Annotated in this window: 11 protein-coding genes; 10 read left to right on the top strand and 1 reads right to left on the bottom strand. The window is 58.7% G+C overall.

The window, feature by feature from the left end:
- The first annotated feature begins 422 nt into the window (after positions 1–422).
- From GCU45_RS10095 to GCU45_RS10085, 3 genes are read left to right on the top strand one after another with little or no spacing between them, the layout of a single operon-like run.
- A complete protein-coding gene (locus GCU45_RS10095) occupies positions 423–1,391 on the top strand; it encodes an ABC transporter permease (protein WP_145029627.1) in 969 nt (322 codons plus the stop codon).
- Positions 1,392–1,406: 15 nt separating this feature from the next.
- Positions 1,407–2,315: a carbohydrate ABC transporter permease gene (locus GCU45_RS10090; RefSeq protein WP_076173532.1), complete on the top strand. Its 909-nt coding sequence runs from the start codon at positions 1,407–1,409 to the stop codon at positions 2,313–2,315.
- A 50-nt stretch (positions 2,316–2,365) separates the two neighbouring features.
- The gene (locus tag GCU45_RS10085) at positions 2,366–3,973 is read left to right on the top strand and encodes a type 2 periplasmic-binding domain-containing protein (protein ID WP_152398828.1); all 1,608 of its coding nucleotides are present in this window, start codon (positions 2,366–2,368) and stop codon (positions 3,971–3,973) included.
- 106 nt (positions 3,974–4,079) lie between these two features.
- Here GCU45_RS10085 and GCU45_RS10080 read toward each other — a convergent pair whose 3' ends face one another.
- Entirely contained in the window at positions 4,080–6,380 is a 2,301-nt protein-coding gene (locus GCU45_RS10080) for a helix-turn-helix domain-containing protein (protein WP_152398827.1), read from the bottom strand.
- Between the two features lie 186 nt (positions 6,381–6,566).
- On the opposite strand from GCU45_RS10080, the gene GCU45_RS10075 reads away from it, so the two are divergent.
- The 7 genes from GCU45_RS10075 to GCU45_RS10045 all read left to right on the top strand — a co-directional run bounded on the left by GCU45_RS10075 (position 6,567) and on the right by GCU45_RS10045 (position 20,419).
- Positions 6,567–7,955: an alpha-L-fucosidase gene (locus GCU45_RS10075; protein ID WP_105444956.1), complete on the top strand. Its 1,389-nt coding sequence runs from the start codon at positions 6,567–6,569 to the stop codon at positions 7,953–7,955.
- Between the two features lie 83 nt (positions 7,956–8,038).
- Positions 8,039–9,325, top strand: coding sequence for an alpha-L-fucosidase (locus GCU45_RS10070; RefSeq protein WP_152398826.1), 1,287 nt, complete (start codon positions 8,039–8,041; stop codon positions 9,323–9,325).
- Between the two features lie 184 nt (positions 9,326–9,509).
- A complete protein-coding gene (locus GCU45_RS10065; protein ID WP_152398825.1) occupies positions 9,510–10,829 on the top strand; it encodes a glycoside hydrolase family 125 protein in 1,320 nt (439 codons plus the stop codon).
- On the top strand, positions 10,826–13,963 hold the full coding sequence (locus GCU45_RS10060) for a beta-galactosidase (RefSeq protein ID WP_152398824.1): 3,138 nt from the start codon (positions 10,826–10,828) through the stop codon (positions 13,961–13,963). Before GCU45_RS10065 ends, GCU45_RS10060 begins: the two co-directional genes overlap by 4 nt.
- Positions 13,964–13,975: 12 nt before the next feature.
- Entirely contained in the window at positions 13,976–16,726 is a 2,751-nt protein-coding gene (locus tag GCU45_RS10055) for an alpha-mannosidase (RefSeq protein ID WP_152398823.1), read from the top strand.
- A 40-nt stretch (positions 16,727–16,766) separates the two neighbouring features.
- Complete coding sequence (locus GCU45_RS10050; protein ID WP_152398822.1) at positions 16,767–17,798, top strand: carbohydrate-binding family 9-like protein; 1,032 nt, start codon at positions 16,767–16,769, stop codon at positions 17,796–17,798.
- Complete coding sequence (locus tag GCU45_RS10045; protein WP_152398821.1) at positions 17,795–20,419, top strand: transglutaminase domain-containing protein; 2,625 nt, start codon at positions 17,795–17,797, stop codon at positions 20,417–20,419. Before GCU45_RS10050 ends, GCU45_RS10045 begins: the two co-directional genes overlap by 4 nt.
- Positions 20,420–20,429 lie beyond the last annotated feature (10 nt).

The following is a 20,429-nucleotide window of genomic DNA, read 5'->3' as shown; positions in this document are numbered from 1 at the left end:
GCTGCCGGCCGATTGAGCCGGGAGTCTTTTTTGCTCGGCATTCTTCTTATAACTAAATCATGTGCAGCTTGGCGGAAAGGTTTGAATGGTCAGGTGCAGCAGACCGGAAGGATTGGGGAAAAGCTACTTGTTTGCATGGGGTTGCATGGGCTTTGCATGGGTTTTGCCGCCCGGTTGGTCAATTTTGATATGCCGCCCATATCCCGCCGGATCACTCAAAAATGACACATTGTCCGCTTGTCCAAGCCGCTTGTCATCAGGCCGCAGGCACCTTGTTACCGGGGGTTAGGGGCATCGACTAAAATGACATATTTACGAGCACTGCTCCCTGGGCTATCGTAAAAATGTAAGCGTTAGCACACCTGACATACTGTGGTAACGATGGGTGGAGCAAAAACCATTTATCAGGAAGGGGTGATCCTATGCAGGAAACCAATACGGCGTTTGCCGGCCGCCCGGCGGCGGCCATGCCGACAAAGAGAAAAGGCAAAGGTTTATGGAAGCGCATCATTATGAACTGGGAGCTGTACCTGTTTATTGCGCCGGCCTTTTTGTACTTTCTTATTTTCTGTTACGGGCCGATGTACGGCATCCAGATCGCGTTCAAGAACTTCATTCCGACAAAAGGAATCACGGGAAGCCCGTGGGTCGGCTTCGACCACTTCGTCCGCTTCTTTCATTCCTATTACTTCTGGGACCTGCTCTGGAACACGCTGAGCATCAGCTTGTACTCGCTGGCCATCGGGTTTCCGATCCCGATCATTCTGGCACTGGCCTTCAACGAAGTCCGAAACGGCTTCTTCAAGAAGCTGTCCCAGACGGTGACGTACGCGCCGCACTTTATTTCCATGGTCGTCATGGCGGGGATGATTATCACGTTCCTTTCGCCGTCGACGGGGATCGTCACCCACATGATCGAGGGTCTGGGCCTGAAATCACCGGACTTCCTCACCGACCCGCGCTGGTTTAAGACGATGTACGTCTTCTCGGACGTGTGGCAGAGCGCCGGCTGGGGCACGATCATCTATCTCGCCGCGCTATCGGGCGTTGATCCGGGGCTGCATGAGGCGGCGATTATTGACGGGGCCTCGCGCTTCCAGCGCGTGCGGCACATCAACATCCCGGTACTGATCCCAACGATGACCATCCTGCTCATCCTGAATATGGGCAGCCTGCTCGGGGTCGGCTTTGAGAAAATCCTACTGCTGCAAAACCCGCTCAACATGAGCTCGTCGGACGTCATTTCCACCTTCGTCTACCGCTCGGGTCTCGTGGATGCGCAGTACAGCTTCTCGACCGCCATCGGCTTGTTCAACTCGGTCATCAATGCGGTATTGCTCATCGTTGTCAATCAGATCGTCCGCCGTACGAGCGAGAACAGTTTGTGGTAGAGAGGAGGGGCTTCGATGTTATCTGGAGTCAGAGAAACCCGGCGGGATAAAGTCTTTCTCGCCTTCAATTACCTGTATGTGTTTCTGGCGTTTCTAATCGTGTTCTACCCGCTGGTGTACATGGTCAGCGCCTCCATCAGCGACCCGAAAGCCGTCGGGTCCGGGGAGATGTGGCTGTGGCCGAAAGGCATTACATTTGACGGCTACAAGCGGGTGTTCGAGAACACAAGCATCTGGACGGGGTACGGCAACACGATTCTGTACACCGTGGTCGGGACCGCGATCAACCTGCTCGTGACGCTGCCGGCGGCGTATGCGCTGAGCCGCAAGGACTTTGTCGGCCGCAACTTCTTTATGGGCATGTTCATGGTCACAATGTTTTTCGGGGGCGGCCTGGTGCCGACGTACCTCCTGGTGAAGCAGCTGGGCATGGTCAACACGATGTGGGCGATCGTCATTCCGTCGGCCGCGTCGATCTGGAACATCATCGTCTCGCGGACGTTCTTCCAGAGCTCGATTCCGAAGGAGCTGCAGGAAGCGGCGCAGATCGACGGGTGTACGAACATGCGGCTGTTCGTGAAGATCATCCTGCCGCTGTCGATGCCGATCATCGCGGTCATGGCCCTGTTCTACGGGGTGGGCAACTGGAACAGCTACTTCTCGGCGCTCATTTACCTGAACGACTCGGCGAAATACCCGCTGCAGTTGGTGCTGCGCCAAATTCTGGTGCTGCAGGAAATGGCTGCGCAGGGCGGAGGAGCCATCGACGCCTCCACGGCGGCCGCGATGAACAACAAGGCGGAAATCGCCGCCCTGGTGAAGTATTCCGTGATTATCGTCGCCACCATTCCGGTCATCGTCATTTATCCATTTCTCCAGCGTTACTTTGTGCAAGGTGTTATGATTGGTTCCGTAAAGGGCTGATCCTACCTGCTTAGAATCGACATCAAGTCAAAAAGGGGAGTTTGTAAAACATGAAAAAGCTTCGCAAGGCGTCATCCATTCTGCTCTGCCTCACCGTATCCGCCAGCCTGCTGGCAGCCTGCGGTTCCAACGGCGACGGGGGTTCCTCCTCAGCTGCCGGATCTGCGGCCGAAGGGGTTAAAAAAGAAGGCTTTCCGATCGTGGACAAGCCGCTCACGCTGAAAGTCATGTCCCAGGATGCGGGCGTGGCCGATTGGAACAAAATGCCCGTGCTGCAAGAGATGGAGAAATTGACGGGCATCCACCTGGAATACCAGCTTTCGCCGATCGACAGCTTTGAGACGAAAAAGAACCTCGTATTCGCGAGCGGCGACTTGCCAGACATATTCTATGCGGCGGATTTGAAACCGGCGGAGCAGGTGACCTACGGCAGTCAGGGCGTTCTGATCCCGCTCGAAAAATATATTGACGAAGGCTATGCGCCGAACATCAAGAAAATTTTCGACGAGCATCCGGATATCCGCAAGTCGTTTACGACGCCTGACGGGCATATCTACGCGCTCCCGAACATCGATCTGTCGGCGGTATGGTACCGCAGCCCGATGTGGTATAACGGCAAGTTCCTGAAGGCGCTGAACGTGACCGAGCTGCCGAAGACAACCGACGAGCTGTACACGCTGCTGAAACGCTTCAAGGACGAAGATCCGAACGGCAACGGCAAAAAGGACGAAATTCCGCTGACCTCGGTCAAGCTGGACGACCTGCGCATGTATTTCCTCGGCTTCTGGGGCATCTATGACGAAGTGATCTACGCCGACAAGGACGGAAAAGTGCACTATACGCCGCAAGAAGAGGGTTATAAGGGCTACCTGACCTTCATGAATAAACTGTGGAAGGAAGACCTTCTGGATCACGAGACGTTCTCGCAGACGCCGGATCAGAAGAAAGCCAAGGGGCAAAACAACCAGATCGGCGTGTTCAACGACTATTTCCCTTACTTCACGCTGGGCGGCGAGCCAAGCTCGGACAACCCGCTCATGACGCCGGTCGCCAGCGAAATTCCGGGAACGCCGGTTTACGGCAAGCACCCGGGTATTTCGGCCAACGGCACGTTTGCGATTACGAGCAAGGACTCGAATCCGGAAGCGACGATGCGCTGGATCGACTACCAATACGGTTATGACGGAGCTACGCTGTTCAGTCAGGGACCGGAGAATACGTTGTGGAAATACAAAGATAAAGAAGCCCATGAGAAAGAATGGCTGCCGGTACCGGGCGGTGGCGACCGTGAGGAATATCGCGGCACACTGACGCCGAACTACGGCATTCTTGCGCCGGGCATGAACTCTGCGGAATTGACCAAAGGACTGAAGAGCGACTTTGACCGCTTCATTGACAAAGAAAACGCAGAGAAGCTGACGCCGATCGGCAAAACGCCGTTCCCGAACGTCTATTTGACCAATGAAGAGCAGACGGAAGCAACGGCACTGCTGTCCGACCTGAACACCTATGTCAAGCAGATGGAAGCGAAGTTCGTGACTGGCCAAGAACCGCTTTCGAACTGGGACAAATATGTAGCGCAAATCAAAAAAATGGGAGGCGACCGGATCGCCGAGCTGTACCAGGGCGCTTACGACCGCTGGAACTCGGGCAAGTAACCGGATCATCCGCACCATGCAAAAGCAAATAGCCAACATCGCCCTGCTGCGCAAGCGGCAGGGGAGTTGGCTATTGCTTTAAGAAGAAGCGGGAAGAGGCGCAGCCTCATTCCTCGTCCGGATCGGAAGAAGCGGGAGGATGGCCGGTTTCGGAGAACAGCTTCCGGTACTGCCCCGGCGTGTAGCCGGTCTCCTTCTTGAACTTCCGCGTGAAGTTCGGGGTGTCCTGGTAGCCGACCCGCAGAATGATGTCCTTGAGCGGATCGCTGGTCGTCCGCAGCTGATGAATCACCTCTTCAAGGCGCTTCTGCCAGACGTACTGGATGAAGTTCAGCCCCATCTTTTCCTTGAACGACCGGCTGACGTGGGACGGCGAGATGTCAAATTCAAAAGCGACGCTCTCCAGGCTCAGCGTATGGTCGGTGTAATGCCCATCGATGTAAGCGACGATCCGGTCGATCATCGACTGTTCTTCCTTCTGGTTATTCCGCTCGACCTGGCTGCAGATCCGGGAAGCCAGGCTGAGCAGGCCGCGTTCGACTTCCTCGAGCGAGCTGCTGTACACCATGCCTGGAGGCACGTCCTGCAGCACGCTGTGGATACCGAGCTCGGATGCGGTCTTGAGGATCGTGTTGAGCAGGTCGAAGCAGACGCAGCGCATCAGCATCGCCGATACCTCGGCCGCCTGCAGGTCCTGCACCGACGAGGAGATAATTTGGGCGGCAACGTCGTAGCTGCCCTGCTTCAAGCTCTGAGACAGCTTCATCAGCGTGTTGTTCGGCACCCAGGCCGTATGGTCCGGCGTGTAGGACAGCTTCTCGAAATACGTGACACTGCCTTGACCGGTGGTCGCCCGCAGCTCGAAAGCCGAGCAGGCTTCGATGAAGGACTGGTTCAGCTGGTCCGGGCTCGGATAGCTGGTGCCGACGCCGATCATCGGAAAGACGTCAAAGGATTCGAGCAGACAGCCGCGGACCGCCTCGACGATCTGGTGCATCCGGTTGAACTCCTCGGCGCCTTCTTCCGGATCGTAGCAGATGATGAGCCCCAGCTGGTCCAGCTGCGGTAGCTCCACGCCATAGCCGAGAGCAGCCAGCTCTGGGAATTCGATCTGGGTCAGCAGCCGGATCATTTCGGTACGGTCCTGCAGGTCGCTTTTCTCCTGCTCTGCCGGCTCCGACCCGATGACCATCACAAAGTACCGTGACCGGTCAAAATGAAGGTCGAACGCCTCCCGCAGCTCCGGCGACAGGCTCTGGGCGCTGCCGTACTTCAGCAGCATCGACAGGAAGTGGTTGCGGGCGAACGGCTCCTGCAAATCGATCCGCGAGCTGTATTCCTGAAGCGCGGTGCGGATCCGGTCCAGCTCGTTGCCGGACGGCGTCTTGCCACTCTGCGGCCGCTTGGCCGGGGAGTTGGTGGAGGCAAACTCCACGAGCATCGAGATCGGCTGGTACTGCATGCGGGCAAGGAGCAGTGCGATGGCCGCGCCAACAAGGACGACAATGATGAACAGCATGATGATAAAGCTCCGCACGTGCAGAACGCTGCTGAAGAATTGCGAGCTCGGCATGGCGGTAACATAGGTCCAGCCGTTATTGTCGGATTTGACCGAGACGATGGAATGCGCCTTGCCGTTAATGGTCCGTTCGTGAATGCCAGGGGACAGATTGATCAGCGACTTGGCCTCGCTTCCGGTGAGCGCTTCGCCTTGACGGTTGTCCACCAGAATGCGGCCTTCGTTGTCGAGAATATACGTCAACCCCTGATAGCTGCCGAGAATGGAATCGATCAGGCTGGTAAGCTCGGATTCCCGGATCAAATACATGACCGTTCCGTGCGGCGTCGGACTGTTGGGCGTAATCGGAATCAGGTACGCGAGCATCGTTTCTTTTAAACCGGAAGCGTTGCTGACCGTATCGGCGGGACGCATCTCCGGATACTGGCCCTCATCGAGATCCTTGAACATCCGGCTCTTGTCCCAGCTCTGGAAGCTGAACTTTTTGGCGAATACATCAAGATTGTACAGGCCGTTGCTGGAATAGATTTTCTCATCTTTATGAAAATAGAGGAAAATTTCGCCGATGATCGAGCTGGTTGCCTTGTACTGATCCAGTGCCTGAATGGCGTCTCCGCTCGTCAGCGGGTCATGGACCCGGTATTTTGTCAGTCTCTCGTCATAGGAGACACGGGAAGCGATTTCGCTGAGCTCCTTCATCCGCCCGTCAATGATCACTTTAGTCTGGGTCAGCTGATCCAGCCGGGAGTGCTCGATCTCGGACCGGAGGTTCGTCACAGCGTTTTCATAAATAAAGATCGTCATGAGGATCAAGGGAATCAACAAGATAAACAAATAGGACCAGATATATTTCAAAAACAGCTTGGACTTGAAGTAATTTTTCTTCAACAATTCTGCCTCCCGTTAACCGTAATGCGTCTGATCAAGTTCCATGATACCAATATTTCGGGCTTTTGGACATAGAGAGAAAAACGAACGAAGTCGAAATATGGAGAATTTTGTTGATAGGAAGGCGCGGCTTAGCGGCGGGCAGCTCAATCTATGATAAAAATCCGAATTAATGGAGGGTGTACGATGAGCGAAATCAAGCAGGTCCAGGAAGAACAGGAATCCGTCGTCGTGGAAGGCGTCCACAATTACAGCAGTGAAGAGCATTGGGTGAAACCCGAAGACCCGCTGCTGCTGGAGCGCCTGGAATGGTTCAAAGACCAGAAACTGGGCCTGATGATGCACTGGGGGCCTTATTCCCAGCTCGGATTGGTGGAATCTTGGGCGCTGAGCGACGTGGATGAGGAATGGTCCAGAAACGAAATCGACTGGGACATCGATGCGGAGGAGCTGAAACGCGAGTATTTTGCCTTGAACAAAACGTTCAACCCGCTCCGTTTCCAGCCGGAGCTGTGGGCGGATCTGGCCGCCGAGAACGGCTTTAAATATTTAAACTTTACGACCAAGCACCATGACGGGTTTTGCATGTGGGATACGAAGACGACCGATTACCGTATCACCGGGCCGGACTGCCCGTTCCATACGCACAAATACGCGGATATCACCAAGCAGCTGTTTAACGCTTTTCGGGAAAAAGGGCTCGGCATCTCCGCCTACTTCTCCAAGGCGGACTGGCACACCCCGTATTACTGGGCTCCCGGGATGAAGCCGGGAACAACGACATCCCGCGGGCCGACCTACGATCCGAAGGAATATCCTTGGCTGTGGGAGCAGTTCGTCCAGTTTACGCATGAACAGATCATGGAGCTCATGACGAATTACGGAAAGATCGACGTGCTGTGGTTGGATGCCGGCTGGGTCAACGACTATCGGGATCAAAACATCCGTCTGGGCGAAGTGGTTGAGCGGGCGCGGAAAATTCAGCCTTGGCTGCTGTCGGCGGACCGCACGGTGGGAGGACCTTACGAAAACCTGATCACGCCGGAACAGACGCTGCCCGAACGCGCGCTGAGCGTACCTTGGGAGAGCTGCATCACGATGGGATCGGCCTTTTCCTTCCGTTATGAGGACGACTACAAGACGGTCCGCCAGCTGATCCATCTGCTGGTTGAAATTGTTGCTAAGGGCGGCAATTTGGCGCTCAATGTGGGACCGCAGCCGGACGGACGGATTTCCAAAACGGCTATCTCCCGCATCAAGGGCATGGGCGCATGGCTGAAGGTTCACGGCGAAGCCATTTATGGCACGCGGATTTGCGAGCCGTATTCGGTCGGCCGGGCGCAGTTCACCCAAAAAGGCGACACGACCTACGCCTTTTACCTGTACCGGGACGAGCACGAAGCGGTTCCAGCGGAGCTGCATCTGCCGCTGCAGCAGCCGTTCAGCCGGATCGATCTCGTCGGCGGAGCGGACAACCTGGAATTCCGGCGCACGGATGACGGCGTCGCCATCCGCCTTCCGGAGAAGGAACGCGAAGGGCTGGCGCCGATCGCGCACGTGTTCCGTATCCGCTAAGACAGCGGGCGGGCGCGGCATAAAAGTATAGATCCAAACACCGCCTATAAACAACCGACTACAACGCGAAAGGTGCGACCGATATGCAACCATGGTTTGAAAGCGCAAAGCTGGGGATTTTTATCCACTACGGCATTTATGCCGTCGACGGAGTGGCTGAGTCCTGGTCATTCTACAACGGACACATTCCCTATGAACAATACATGAAGCAGCTGAACGGATTTACGGCGTCGAAATTCGATGCCGAAGCGTGGGCCGACTTGATCGAAAAGTCCGGCGCCAAATATGCGGTGCTGACGACGAAGCACCATGACGGGGTAGCGCTCTGGGACACAAAGTACAGCGATCTGAACGTCATTCAGAAAACGCCGGCCAAGCGGGACATCGTTAAGGAGTACGCGGAGGCCATCCAGAAGCGCGGGATCCATCTGGGCATGTACTATTCCTTGATCGACTGGTCCCATCCCGATTATCCGAGCGTCTATGAAGGGGGCAAGGTGCCGGAGGATTTGAGCACGGCCAACCGCTTTTCCAGCCCTCGGGACGGCGTTCAGGATGAAGAGCGCTGGCAAAAGTTCCTCGAGTTTAACAACAACCAGCTGCGGGAAATTTTGACGAACTACGGCAAGGTAGATCTGCTCTGGTTCGACGGGGACTGGGAGCGCAGCGCCGAGCAGTGGAACCTGCCGGCCTTTAAGGAATATTTGCACACGCTGAATCCGGACATCATCATCAATTCCCGTCTGCAGGGCCACGGCGATTACAAAACGCCGGAGCAGGGCATTCCGATCACGAGACCGGAGGGGCCGTGGGAGTTCTGCACGACGATCAACACGTCCTGGGGCTACGTGCCGACGGATAACAAATACAAGTCGCTGAACCAGATCATCCGCATGTTCTGTGACTGCATTTCGATGGGCGGCAACATGCTGCTCGATATCGGACCGCGGGAAGACGGCACGATCGACAAGCGGCAGGAAGATATTTTGCTCGGATTGGGCGATTGGATCCGCACTCACGAAGAGGCGGTGTTCGGCACAGAGGAAGGCATCATGACCCGTTATTATCTCGGAGGCAGCACGGTGTCCAAGGACCGCAAGACGCTGTACCTGTTTGTCTATGACGATCCGAAGGAAAACATTTGCCTCAAAGGGCTGTGCAACCCGATCAAGAAGATCACGGTGCTCCACTCCGGCAAAGAGCTCTCGCATGAAATTCACGGCGGGGTGCCGTGGTTCAACATCCCGGGAACGACATGGATTCACATGACCCCTGAGGACACCCATGAGCAGGTAACGGTGCTGAAGCTGGAGTTCGACGAAGAGCTGGAAATGTACGGCGGATCCGGCGCCGTCGTGACTCATAACTGACCGATGGACAGAACGCTATAAGCGGACGATCACGGGGAGGAACGCCTTGCACTTTTCACGGCGGGGCCTCCCCCTCTTTCGGGTAAACGGACAGGATTCGGGGGCCAAAGGTAATAATGGCTTAGCCGCCTCGTCTTAGGATCAGCCCGGAGCACATGACCATGTATACAAAAGGAGATCGAGAATGGAACAATTCAGATTGCCTCAAATCAACATGCCGCGGATGGAACTTCCGGCTTCCATTCAGAACGTGCTGACCGAAGCGGAAGAGAAGCTGGCGCACCGGCCCAAGCTGCTGCAGCTATTCAAGAACTGTTTTCCGAACACGCTGGAAACGACCACGAAGCTGATGGATGACGGAACCACCTTTGTTATTACCGGAGATATTCCCGCGTCCTGGCTCCGCGATTCCGTGGAGCAGGTCATGCATTACGTGCCCTTCGCCAAAGAGGATGCCGGGCTGCAGCGGATGATCGGCGGGCTGGTCAAGCGGCACATTCAGTACATACATATCGATCCGTACGCGAACGCGTTTAATGAGTCGGCGAACGACTGGCACTGGAACAAGGCTGACGTGACCGATATGGGCCCTTGGGTGTGGGAGCGCAAGTTCGAGATCGACTCTCTGTGCTTCTCCATGCGCCTCGCCTATGCGTACTGGAAGGAAACCGGGCTGACGGACATTTTCGACGCCGGTTTCAAATCGGCGATGCGGATCATTTACGAGCTGTTCCGGACCGAGCAGCGTCATATGGAACAGTCGCCGTACCGTTTTATGCGCAATAACGGCATCCGGCAGGATACGCTGGCAAACGGAGGGCTCGGCATGCCAGTCAACTATACGGGCATGGTCTGGTCCGGCTTCCGCTCCAGCGACGACGCGTGCGACTTTCATTACAACATTCCGGGCAACATGTTCGCCGTGGTTGCGCTGCGCCACATGCAGGAGTTTGCCGAATGGGTGTTCCGCGATACGGGCTTCCTGCAGGAGCTGAAGGCGCTTGAGGAAGATATCCATCACGGCATCCAGCTCTACGGCATCTACCGCCATCCGGAATTCGGACCGATTTACGCGTACGAGACCGACGGGTTCGGCAACTACTGCCTGATGGACGACGCGGGTACTCCGGGACTGCTGTCCATTCCTTATTTGGGTTATGTCGCCGCCGATGATCCGATCTATCAAAACACTAGACGCTTTGCGCTGTCCAAAGCCAATCCGTTCTACTTCGAAGGCCGGGCGGCAAAGGGCATCGGCAGCCCGCATACGCCTGAAGGCTATGTGTGGCATATGGCTTTGTCCATGCAGGGACTGACAGCGGTCACGAAGGAAGAAAAGCTGGAGATGATCGCGACGCTGGAGGCGACGGACGCGGGAACGGGCTATATGCATGAGGGATTCCTTGCCGACGATCCAGCCGTATATACGAGATCGTGGTTTGCCTGGTCGAACAGCCTCTTCTCGCAGCTGGTTTATCAAGCGATGAAAGAAGGGATTCTATGAGCCGGCCGGTCATCATTTTCTGCGATTCCTCGTTTCCGGGGGCATCGCTTCCTCCAGCCGAGCAGCTTGATGAGCTGCGGCGGATCGGTAAAGTGGCCGACGCCAAAGGTCTTGCCGAAGCGCTGCGGACTGCTGAGGAAGGATGCTTCGTAAACCTGCATGCGCCATATTTTCCGAAAGACGCATGGGCGGATATTGCGGCGTTTCTAAGACGCGGCGGCGGGCTCGTCAGCGTCGGCGGGGCTCCGTTCCGCCGGCCGGTCCGGCTTGAGGATGGGGCATGGAAGGCGGAGGCGGAGCAGACCGCTTACCACCGGGAGCTGTACATTCATGAAATGCTGCATGTGGACGCCTCTCCGGTCGCGAGCCTGCGGGCTTCGGAGCAGATCCCGCTTCTGGCCGGACAGGAGCAGCTGTTTGGCATCAGCGACACGCTGAACCTGGTACCGCACACGACCCGGAACGCCGATCTGCCGCACCAGATGGGCTCCGCCGGCACGATGAGCACGCAGGTGCATGCGCTGCTGACCGGCGTATCCGCCGACGGCCGCGAGGTGGCCGCTCCGGTGGTGCTGTGGGAGAACTCGCGCGGTGATTTTGCCGGTTCACGCTGGCTGTTCGTGAACGTGCCGCTCACCTCCGCGTTCTGGAGTCAGGGTGGAGGAGAGGCGCTGGGTACCTGGGCAGAGTTTGCGTCGCGTCCGGTCACCGAGCTGTCGCTAAAGACCAATTACGCTGCCTATGAGCCGGGCGATCACGCGGTCTTGACGCTGCAAACGCAGCGGATCTTTCCGAAGCGGGCCTCGGTTCGCGATGCCGAGCGATGGACGTTCGTCCTTACGGTAGAGGAGGACGAAGGGGACCAGAAGTGGGAGCATCGGTTCACAACGGGCGTTACGGGTGAGCTGGACTTCGTCCGGATTTCCGTGCCGCTTGCGCTTCGCGCCGGGCTGTACCGGGTGGAATGCACCGCTACGTCGGAAGACGGCGAAGTACGCGTGCTGCGCCAGGGCTTCTGGGGGCATGATGCGCAGCTGCTTCGGGAAGGAAGCCTCTTGACCCGCGGGCGGGACTATTTCGTCAAGGACGGCCGGCCGCTGCCGATTGTCGGCATGACATATATGGCGTCCGATGTGGCCCGGAAGTTCTTGTTCCTGCCGAACAGCGACGTGTGGGACCGGGACATGGCCCAAATGGCGGCGGCCGGCATCAACTGGATCCGCACCGGAGTGTGGACCGCCTACCGCAACATCATGCAGGTCGACGGCCATGCCTCGGAGGAGGTGCTGCGGGCGATTGACGCCTTTATCCTGACGGCGAAGAAGCACGGACTTCACGTCACCTTCACCTTCTTCTCCTTCACGCCGGAGACGTGGGAAGGAGTCAATCCTTATCTGGACCCGCAGAGCGTGGAGGCCCAGAAGCGGTACATCCGCTCCATCGTCTCCCGCCACCGTCACACGACGAACGTGGACTGGGACCTGATCAACGAACCATCGATGTTTGACCCGGCGCGTATTTTCTCGGCAGGGCCGCGCTCTTCGCATGATCGCTTTGAACGGGCGGCCTTTGCGGAGTGGCTGGAGCGGCGCCACGGCCAAATCGGGCAGCTGCAGGAGCGGTGGAATATGACGCCGGAGCAGCTGCCGAGCTTTGCGGCCGCCGCGATTCCGGAGCCGCAGGAGATCAATTTTGACGTGCAGGATATGCATTCAGGCAAGAAGGGGACGCGCTGGCTGGATTACTGCTTGTTCTCGATGGACATGCATAACCGCTGGGCCCTCCAGCTGTATGACACGATCAAGGAGCTGTGTCCGGATCAGCTGGTCACTGTCGGCCAGGACGAGGCGCTCGGCTCGCAGCGGCCGTCACCGTTTTTCTACCGCGAGGCAGCAGACTATACGACGGTGCATTCTTGGTGGCAGAACGACGATCTGGTCTGGGACGGGATTTTTGCCAAGACGGCAGACAAGCCGAATGTCGTTCAGGAGACGGGGATCATGTACGTCGAGACGGCCGAAGGGCTGGCCAAGCGGAGCGAGCGGGAGCTGCGCAGCATGCTGGAGCGCAAGTACGCTTATGCGTTCTCGACGGGCGGTGCGGGAGCGATCCACTGGATCTGGAACACGAACTTCTATATGGATAATGCGAACGAATCGCATATCGGTGCCCTGCGGGCCGACGGCACGGAGAAGCCGGAGGCGGACGTCTCGTACGAGTTCGGCCGGTTTATAGCGGGAATCCGCGACCTGTTCCGGGACCGTGAATTGGAGGATATAACGGCGGTGTTCCCATACTCGAACGACTTCTCGAACCGGAAGTTTGCGAATGAGGCGACGCGCCTGATGACGCGCGTGCTGTCCTATCAGCTGAAGCTGCCGCTGCGGGCCGTGTCCGAATACGACCTGGAGCCGCTGGCGGAGCATCCGGCCAAGCTGATTCTGCTGCCAAGCCCGCACAATATCGAGGACGCGGCTTGGGCGAGGCTGCTTGAGATCGTCCGGAGCACGGGAGCGGTGCTTCTCGTGACCGGGCCGCTCTCGATCGACGCGTACTGGCGGCGGACGGAGCGGGTGGCGGATCTGCTAGGCGCCACGGAGATCCGCAACGTACGGCGCGAGGAGACGCTGAGCCTTCAGGGCAAACGGCTGCCGGTTTCCTTCGGGAAGCGGCGCATCGCTGAGGTGAACAAAGAGGTGCTGGCGTCGGGCGACAGCCAGGCCGGTTCGGGAACGCCTGCTGCCGACGCGGTGACCGACATCCCGCTGGGCGCGGGCAGATTGATCTGGAGCCCGCTGCCGGTTGAGCTGAACGAACGGATTGACACCATGGCCGAGCTGTACCGCTATGCGGCGGAGGCGGCCGGCTGCGCCAGCGGCCTGACCTGGCTGCAGGGCGGGGACAACCCGGGGATTTACGGGCGCAGACTGCGGTTTTCCGAAGGCTTTTTATACATTTTCGTATCGGAATATGCGTGGAATGCCCAGATTGAAGTGCAGGACGACGATTCCGGAGCCGTCTATGCGTTCGAGCTGGAGCAGGAGCGGTCGGTGCTGTTTGCGGCCGATGCGGAAGGACGAATACAGGCGGTGTACCGCCCGCACGAGGTTCAGATTCAAGTCAAGAAAAGCTAGGAGGAAGAACACATGCCAAACCGCAAAACGGCTCATATCGTATCCCACACCCATTGGGACCGGGAATGGTATCTGCCCTATGAGAAGCATCATGTCCGTCTGATAAAACTGATGGATGCGCTGCTGGACAAGCTGGATGAGGACCCGGAATACCGCAGCTTTTTCCTGGACGGCCAGACGATCATCCTGGAGGATTACCTGCAGGTCCGGCCGCAGCAGCAGGCGCGGCTTGAGAAGCATATTTCGGACGGCCGCATCCTGATCGGCCCCTGGTACATCCTGCAGGATGCATTTCTGACGAGCAGCGAGGCCAATGTGCGCAACATGCTGATCGGGCACAAGGACGCCAAGCGCTACGGCCAGCCGGCCAAAATAGGCTACTTTCCCGACACCTTCGGGCTTGCCGGACAAACGCCCCAGCTCATGCGGCAGTCCGGCATCCATAACGCCTTCTTCGGACGGGGCGTGAAGCCCACAGGCTTTAACAACACGGTCGCCGACGGCGATTACGAATCCTCCTTCTCCGAGCTGGAGTGGGAGGGGCCGGACGGCTCCAAGGTGCTCGGCATCCTGTTCGCCAACTGGTATTCGAACGGGAATGAGGTGCCTGCGGATCCGGGCGAGGCGAAAGAATACTGGCAGCGCAAGCTGGCGGACGCCGCCAAGTACGCTTCTACCGGGGAGCTGCTGTTCATGAACGGCTGTGACCACCAGCCGATCCAGCTCGATCTGCCGGAGGCGATCCGCACGGCGCGCGAACTGTTCCCGGATACGGACTTCGTCCATTCCAATTTCATCGATTATTTGGCGGCTCTCGAATCCTCGCTGGACCGTGAATTGTCCTCCGTCCGGGGCGAGCTGCGCAGCCAGCGGACGGACGGTTGGGGGACGCTCGTCAATACGGCTTCCTCCCGCGTCTACCTGAAGCAGTTGAATCAGCGGGGCCAGGCGATGCTCGAAAAGGTGGCGGAGCCGCTTGCAGCTTATGCCAGCCTGCTCGGTGCGGCGTATCCGCATGATCTCCTGCAGTACGCCTGGAAGACGCTGATGCAGAACCACCCGCATGACAGCATCTGCGGCTGCAGCGTGGACGAAGTACATCGCGAGATGATCACCCGCTTCGAGAAAAGCCGGCACGTCGCCGAAGCGGTTGCGGACGACAGCCTGCAGTCTATTGCGGAACACATCGACACTACCGGCTTTGCGGCGTTCGGGCCGGATGCTGTTCCGTTCACCGTCTTCAATACGACCGGCGGCAAGCGGACCGGCACGGTAAGCGTCGAAGTCGACGTGCTCCGCCATTATTTCCGGGAAGGCATTCCGTTCGGCGAAATGAAATCGCGGGTGAAGCAGCTCGAGCTGGCGGACCGGATCGTGGTGGACAGCGAGGGACGGGAGGTGGACTGCACGATCACCGACCTGGGACTGCAGTTCGGATACGATCTGCCTGACGACAAGTTCCGGCAGCCTTATTTTGCCCGAAAGGTCCGGGTGGAGCTGGAGGCGGCGGACGTTCCCGCAAGCGGCTTCAGCACCTACGCGGTTGTCCGCCCGGCTTCCCAAGCCGCTGAATCGGCGGAACGGGCCACACTTGTCACCGGGGACCGAACCATGGAAAACGAATACGTGTCGGTTAGCATTGAAAACGACGGATCGGTGACGCTGACGGACAAGGCGAGCGGCCAGATCTACTCTGGTTTGTGCGTTTACGAGGACAGCGGGGACATCGGCAATGAATACATGTACCGCCAGCCGGACGGGGAAACCCTGCTGACGACCCGGAATACAGCAGCCGAGATTGCAGTCCTGGCCGACAAGCCCTACGAGGCGTCCTTCCGGGTCGTTCACGCCTGGGACATCCCGAAGGGAGCGGAGGAGAAGCTTGCGCAGGAGCAGCAGGAGCTCGTATGGTTCACCGGCCGATCGTCCGGCCGCTCCAAGGAGACCGTCCGGATCGTCATCGAGACAACCTTGACGCTGGAGAAAGGATCACGCGGTTTGAAGGTAACTTCCCGCTTCAATAACCAAGCCAAGGATCACCGGCTGCGGATGCTGTTCCCGACCGGCCTTGCCAGCAGTGTTCACCAGGCGGATTCCATGTTCGAGGTCGCGACCCGCGGCAACGAGCCGTCCGCCGAATGGACCAACCCGAGCTACTGCCACCACCAGCAGGCTTTTGTCAGCATCCAGGACGGGCGGACGGGACTCACGGTTGCGAACCTGGGCTTGAACGAATACGAGGTGCTGCAAGACGGACAGAACACGATAGCGGTGACGCTGCTGCGTTCCGTCGGCGAGCTGGGCGACTGGGGCGTATTCCCGACACCGGAGGCGCAGTGCCTGGGCGAAGCCTATGCCGAGCTGATGATCATCCCGCACGGTCTTGCGAAACCTGAGGCTGCGTATAACGAAGCCTATCAGTTCCAGGTACCGTGGACGGGCGTACAGGTCGGCCTGCATGCGGGCAGCCTCCCGCCGGTTTATCAATGGTTCGGCTGGAAGGGAGAAGGAATAGCACAGTCCGCGGTGAAAAGAAGTGAAGAGACAGGAGACCTCATCTTCCGCTGGTACAATTTGACCTCGAGCGGCAGCGAGCTTGCCGTAACGCCGACATTTGCGTATCGCCAGGCATGTCGAAGCAATATTCTGGAAGAGCGGCAGGATGCGGTGGAAGCGGTGCAGCCCGGAGAGGCGCTCCGCGTAGCGGCCGGGCCGGCCGAGATTGTGACGCTGGCCTTGGAGATTGCGGATACGGCAATATAGGTTAACGATCGATGCAGAACGAATAACGGAGGGAATCGCGATGAATCTAAGCGGAGTGCCGGAGCCTAGGATTGAATATGCTCCCAAACATTATATTTGCCGGCGGGCGCAGGGGCCGCTCGTCCTGGACGGATGCCTGGACAAGCCATTCTGGTCCGCTGCGCAGTGGACGGAGGATTTCGTCGATATCGAGGGCGATCTGCGCCCCAAGCCGGCCAAGCAGACCCGGGTCAAAATGCTGTGGGACGACGAATATTTCTACTTCGGCGCGGAGCTGATCGAGGATCAGATCTGGGCTACGCTGACCGAGCGGGATTCGGTCATTTTCTACGACAACGATTTTGAAATCTTTATCGATCCCGACGGGGATACGCATCAATATTACGAGTTTGAAATCAATGCGCTGAATACGGTCTGGGACCTGCTGCTGGTACAGCCTTACCGCGACGGCGGACCTCCGGTCAACGGCTGGGATATCGCCGGCCTGAAGACCGCGGTGCATATTGACGGCGAGCTGAACCGCCCGGATGCAGACAACCGCAAGTGGAGCGTGGAAGTGGCGATCCCGTGGGCGAGCCTGAAGGAATGTGCGCCCGAGGGGCGCCGCCCGGCTACCGGCGAGTTCTGGCGTGTCAACTTCTCGCGGGTGGAGTGGCGGACGGAGGTGCAGGACGGTGAATACCGCAAGGTGCTGAACCCTGAGACCGGCAAGCCATATCCCGAGGACAACTGGGTATGGTCGCCGATGGGCATCATCAATATGCATTATCCGGAGCTCTGGGGGTACGTCGTATTCTCGGACGGAGAAGTGCCCCAGGATTTTGAGCTGCCGGAGGACGAGCGGATCAAGTGGGAGCTTCGCAAGCTCTATTACCGCGAGCGCAACCACTATGAGGCCAATGGACGGTTTACGGCGGATTGGGAGCAGCTGAAAGGTGAAGATACCTGGACGATTCAACCGGAGATCGAAGTAACCCGCAGCCTGTTTCAGCTGACGGCGCCGTCCGCGGACGGACGAGCGGTGTACTGCATCCGCGAAGACGGAAAGCTGTGGAAGGAGGAAGCGAAATGACGACGCATACGACCGCATTCTCGCTGGATCAGGAGATGCTGCAGCGGATCGAGGAGAAATTTCAGGAGAAGATGGCACTGGCCGAATCCCGGAAACAGGAGCTGTTCGGCGTGTTCGAGGAGGCTTTGACCGCCGAGGAGACATGGGCTTTGAAATATTTGTACGCGTACATGCCGGTCAACGACCTGGCGGATTACGACGGTGCGCTGTTTCTGAGCCATGTGCGCCGCACGCTGGCGATCCGCAAGCAGGTGCCTTGGGGCGAGCGGGTACCGGATCACCTCTTCCTGCACTTCGTCCTTCCATACCGGGTGAATACTGAAAATATCGAGGATTCGCGCGGCATATTGTATAACGAACTGGCGGAGCGGACCGCGGGACTGTCCATGGCGGACGCGATCCTGGAAACGAACTACTGGTGCCACGAAAAGGCGACCTACGTCGGCAGCGATCTGCGGACGATTTCGCCCCTGACGATGATCCGCACGGCCCGTGGCCGCTGCGGGGAAGAGTCGACGCTCGCCGTGGCCGCGCTGCGCAGCATCGGTATTCCTGCGCGCCAGGTCTATACCCCGCGCTGGGCGCACTGCGACGACAACCACGCCTGGGTGGAAGCGTGGGCCGACGGGCAGTGGTACTACATCGGCGCCTGCGAGCCGGAAGCCCGCCTGAACCAGGGCTGGTTCACTCCGCCGGCACGGCGTGCGATGCTGATCAACACGAGAATCTATGCCGATTATCCGGGGCCTGAAGATATTACGCTGGCCGACGAATGGTTTACGGAGATCAATCTGCTGGAAAATTACGCGCCGACGCAGACCATCCGCGTGACGGTAAAAGATGAGGCCGGCGTTCCGGTAGAGGGGGCCGAGGTGCGCTTCGAGCTGTACAACATGGCGGAGCTGTACCCGATCGCCACGCTTCCGACGGACGAGCGGGGCGAAGCCTCCTTCAAGACGGGCTTCGGAGACCTAGTCATCCGCGCCGTCAAGGACGGACGCTGGGGTGAGACCAAGATTTCGGTCCGGGACAGCGAGCGCTTTGAGCTGATTCTGGACTGCTCCGTTCAGCCGGAAGGAACGGCAGACTTTGACATGGTGCCGCCGCCCGAACGGGAAGGGGAAGCTGCGGATGCCGTCACGGAAGAGAAACAGCAGCGCCACAACGCCCGGATCGAGGAAGGTACGCGCATCCGGACCGCATTCGAGGAAACTTTCCTCGGCGGGGACGAAGCCGCCCGATTGGCGAAGGCGGCGGGGCTTCCGGCCGAGCGTGTCGAGGCGGTGCTGGGCAAGGCCCGGGGCAACGGACGTGAAATCGCGGCTTTCCTGGAAGAGCGTTCCGGCGAATTTGGAGAGTGGCCGCTGCGGCTCCTGGAATCGCTGAACGACAAGGACCTGGCCGATACGTTCCGGCCGGCGCTGGACGACCATCTGACCGGAGCGCTGAAGCGCCGCGGCGATTGGGATGAGGAGCTCTTCGTCCAGTACATTCTGTGCCCGCGCGTGCTGTTCGAAATGATCGTGCCGTACCGGGAGTTTTTCCAGGAAGCCTTTACGCCGGAGGAGACGGCCGCATATCAGGCAGATCCGGCACAGCTGGCCCGCCGCCTGGAGCAGGGCTTCGGTCTATGGCAGGACCTGCCGAACCTGCTTGGCAAAGGCAATCCGGTCGGTACCTACCGGCTGGGCAAGGGCGACCCGGTGTCGCTCGGCATCTTGTTCGTGGCCGCCAGCCGCAGCCTTGGCATCCCGGCCCGCCTGCACCCGAGCGAGCAGAAGCCGCAGTATTGGCAGGACGGCGGATGGAAAGACGCGCCCTTCACCCTGTATGCCTCCGCCGAGGAGACCGGAAGCGCAGGCTGGGGCATGCTGCGCCTGCTGCGGGATGAGGCGGCCGGTCCGGATGCGCCTGCCGCATCCTACAGCGAGAACTTTACGTTCGCCCGGCTTGAAAACGGCGTATACAAAACGCTGGTGTACCCGTTTGGCCAAACAGACGTGTACGACGCGCCGTTTGAAGTAGAGCCGGGTGCCTACCGCCTGACAACGGGCATCCGTCTGAAGGACGGAACCGTGCGGGTGCGCCTCAGCTACTTTACGGTGAGCGAAGGGGACACGACGGAGGTTCCGCTGACGTTCCGCGAAGCTGCCGAGGAGATGCCGGTGCTGGGCACGCTGGATGGCGGCGGGGAAGTTGCGCGCTTCGACGGGACGGCCGCCGTTCTGGGCGGCTTGATCGGTTCCAAGGGTGCCATCACGGCCTGGATCGAGCCTGAGCGCGAGCCGACCAAGCATCTGCTGCGTGAGCTCGGGGAGCTGGCGGAGTCGTTTGACAAGCTGGCGCTGCCGATCGTCCTGATCATTGGAGATCGGGAGTGGACAGCGTCCTTCGATCCGGCCGCTTATCCGAATCTGCCGGCGCAGACGGCGTTTGTACGGGATTCCAGCTATGCTTCCCTGCCTGACCTGATTTCGTCTTCGGCCGCAAGCGAAGCGGGCTACCCGCATCTGTTCGTGCTGGACGGCCAGAACCAGATCCGTTACACGGCATCCGGCTATAAGATCGGCACGGGGAAAGAGGCGCTGCAGATTTTATCGGCTGTAACAAAGCAGGGGTAAGCCGGCAGAG

The organism is Paenibacillus cellulositrophicus (genome assembly GCF_009363095.1).
In the GTDB taxonomy this organism is placed as follows: Bacteria; Bacillota; Bacilli; order Paenibacillales; family Paenibacillaceae; genus Paenibacillus_AQ; species Paenibacillus_AQ favisporus.
Note: the sequence above shows the minus strand (reverse complement) of the source record. Positions and strands in the feature narration are given on the sequence as shown.